At 73.1% G+C, this 2,885-nt stretch carries 3 protein-coding genes; all 3 read left to right on the forward strand.

Annotation, left to right across the window (positions count from 1 at the left end):
* The coding region (locus VR45_RS33430) for a hypothetical protein (protein WP_045943656.1) at positions 1–1,537 on the forward strand (1,537 nt) is incomplete at its 5' end.
* 39 nt (positions 1,538–1,576) lie between these two features.
* On the forward strand, positions 1,577–2,215 hold the full coding sequence (locus VR45_RS33435; RefSeq protein ID WP_045943657.1) for a class I SAM-dependent methyltransferase: 639 nt from the start codon (positions 1,577–1,579) through the stop codon (positions 2,213–2,215).
* 6 nt (positions 2,216–2,221) lie between these two features.
* The gene (locus VR45_RS33440; protein ID WP_045943658.1) at positions 2,222–2,722 is read left to right on the forward strand and encodes a nucleoside 2-deoxyribosyltransferase; all 501 of its coding nucleotides are present in this window, start codon (positions 2,222–2,224) and stop codon (positions 2,720–2,722) included.
* Positions 2,723–2,885: the final 163 nt, after the last annotated feature.

Here is a 2,885-nt window from a genome sequence, read left to right on the forward strand (position 1 = left end):
CTTCCTGCGCGACCGTCCCGGCAGCCTGCTGCTGGTCGGCTGCTACGACCACCTCACCCTCGACCCGGTGCGCTCCCTGCTGTTCGCCACCTACCGCAGCCGCACCCACGCCCTGACCCTGCTGAGCGGGCGCGACGCCGCCTCGCTCGCCTGGAGCGTCGCCAAGCAGTACGCCCGTCCGGCGGCCGCGGTCGGAGCCGTCGGGCTGTTCACCGACACCGCCCGGCCGCCGCACCTGCCCGGCGTCCAGGTCCACGACGACCGGGACTTCGAGCGGGTCGACATCCAGGCCGCGATCCTCGGTACCCACTGGCGCAAGGTCGCCTTCCAGGGCCACGGCAAGGACGACAGCGTCAATCTGGGCGAGTTCACCATCTGCGGCCTCAGCCCGGCCGCCGAGGCCCGGCCGGGGCTGCTCGGCCCGCGCTGCTCCTACGGGCTGCCCTGCTACAAGCCCGAGGACAAGCTCGTCCCGCTGCACCGGGTGCCGGCCGTCGAGGTGGTGCTCAGCGCCTGCAACAGCGGCCCGCTGGCCGACCTCGCGCTGTACGACCCGAAGTACCAGCTGCTGCTCAACGCGCTGGACGGCCCGGCCCGCACCGTGGTCGCCGCCGTCTCGGTGCACGACTCCGACCGGCCCGAGAACGTCGCCTGGATGCGCGCGGCCCTCACCGGCGGCGACACCGTGGACACCCTCAACGCCAGCCTGGCCGGTTCGCACCCGTACCCGGCGTTCCTGCGGTTCGGCCTGCCCGACGCCACCGCGCCCGCTCCCGAGCCGGCCGACCACCGGCCGGACCCGCTGCTGCTCACCGTCGGCCGTCGGCTGAACGCGCTGCTCGGTTCCGAACTCCTGCCGCACAACCACGCCCTGCGGCCCCGGCTGACCAAGCTGGCCCGGAAGGTGGACCTCTGGGTGGCCCGGCCCACCCATCTCGCCGACCAGTCCGCCGCCGAGATCCGTGCCTCGCTCACCGCCGACCTGCAGTCGCTCGACCATGTGCTGGCCGGGCAGGTCGCGGCGGACCCCGAGGACGAGCTGATGAACTACCCGGCGCACTTCGGCGACCGCAGTTCGCTGGACCCCGAGGTGCGCGAGGTCACCTGCCACTGCGGGCGCCCGGCCCAGGAGTTCACCCGGCGCGGCCTGCTGCCGCAGATCCTCGACACCGTCTGCGCCGTCTGCATGCGCTGCGGGGACGTCACCTTCCGGCTGCCGGAGGCGCCCTCGCTGCTCGCCCACAGCGCCGACGAGGTCCTGCAGGGCGGCGTCCTGGAGGTGCGCGCCGAACTCACCGCCGCCCGCACCGGCCCGGTCCGACTCGGCCTGTTCGTCCCGAGCTACCTGCGCGCGGACGTCACGGTCGAGCCCGAGCACGCCAAGGTCCGCGCCGTCGGCGGCCGGCCGACGGACGTCGGGTTCCGCGTCCGCTTCGACCCGGCCACCGCCCCGCAGGCCTACTACTTCACCGTCTTCGCCGTCCAGGACCTCGCCGTCTCCACGGCCCGGCGCCACTTCGGCGTCCTGCCCGGCTGACCCGCCACCCCGACCGCACACCCCGAGGACACCACTGCCATGACCAGCACCCCCACCAGCACCAAGCCCGGCGCCAAGCCCGACATCCAGCTCATCGAGCAGAACGGCGAGGTGACCCTCAGCATCGGCGGAGAGCAGGCCATGCAGGCCTGGGAGCGCGACCTCATGTGGGCGAGCGCCGACCTGCTCTGCGAGTACGGCCAGGACTTCTACGAGGTCGGGCTCGGCCTCGGCCTGTCCGCCCTGCGGATCGCGCAGAACCCGGCCACCCGCCGCCACACCGTGCTGGAACTCTTCGACGAGGTCGAGGACCTCTTCCGCGCCCAGCACCCCCAGGTCCCCGAGAACCTCACCGTCGAGCGCGGGGACTTCTTCCGGCGCATCTTCGAGCTGCCCTCGGAGAGCATCGACGGGATGTTCTTCGACCCGGCCCTGGACATGGAGGTGTGGACCGACGCCGAGCTGTGGGCCCGCACCATGCCCGAGGTGGTCCGGGTGCTGCGCCCCGGCGGGGTGTTCATCCCCTTCTTCAGCACCAAGCCCGAGCTGCGCTGGCAGTACACCCCGCACTTCCGCTCGATCCGGGTCGAGCGCCACCCCTACACCGCGTACGACACCACCGAGTACACCCACGGCACCAGCGGTGACGCCTACATCCAGTGCTTCCTCAAGGACTGAGCGCCCATGACCACCCACCTCGCCACCCCGCCGCGGACCCTGTTCCTGGCCGGGCCGTTCATCCAGCTGCTCGACCCGGAGACCGGCGAGATGCCGCCGGGCGCCCGGGAGCCCTTCGATCTGCTGATCAAGCACTTCGAGTCGCAGGGCGTCGCCGTCCACAACGCCCACCGCCGGGAGGCCTGGGGCGCCGAACTGATGCGCCCCGAGCAGTGCACCGCGCTCGACCAGGAGGAGATCCGCAAGGCGGAGCTCTTCGTCGCCCTGCCGGGTTCCCCGGCCTCCCCCGGCACGCACATCGAGATCGGCTGGGCCAGCGCCTTCGGCAAGCCCATCGTGCTGCTGCTGGAACGCGGCCGGGAGTACACCTTCCTGGTCCAGGGGCTGCACACGGTGGCGGAGGTGGAGGAGGTGGTCTACACCGACCTCGCCGCCTCGCTGCCCGCCGTCGACCGCGCCGTCCAGCGGGTCCTGGCCCGCCACCGCGGCACCGCCCGACCCGCCTGACCTCCCCCGCCTGACCTCCCCCACCGGCCGCCACCGACAGACCGCCACCGACAGGAGCCACGAGGACCGATGCGACGCCGCCACGGCCCGCCCGCCCTGAACGCCGTCCCAGCGGTCCTCGCCGTGCTCGCCGTGCTCCTGTCGGTGGTGGCCGCCGCCCCGC

This window comes from Streptomyces sp. NRRL S-495, from assembly GCF_000966955.1.
GTDB lineage: Bacteria > Actinomycetota > Actinomycetes > Streptomycetales > Streptomycetaceae > Kitasatospora > Kitasatospora purpeofusca.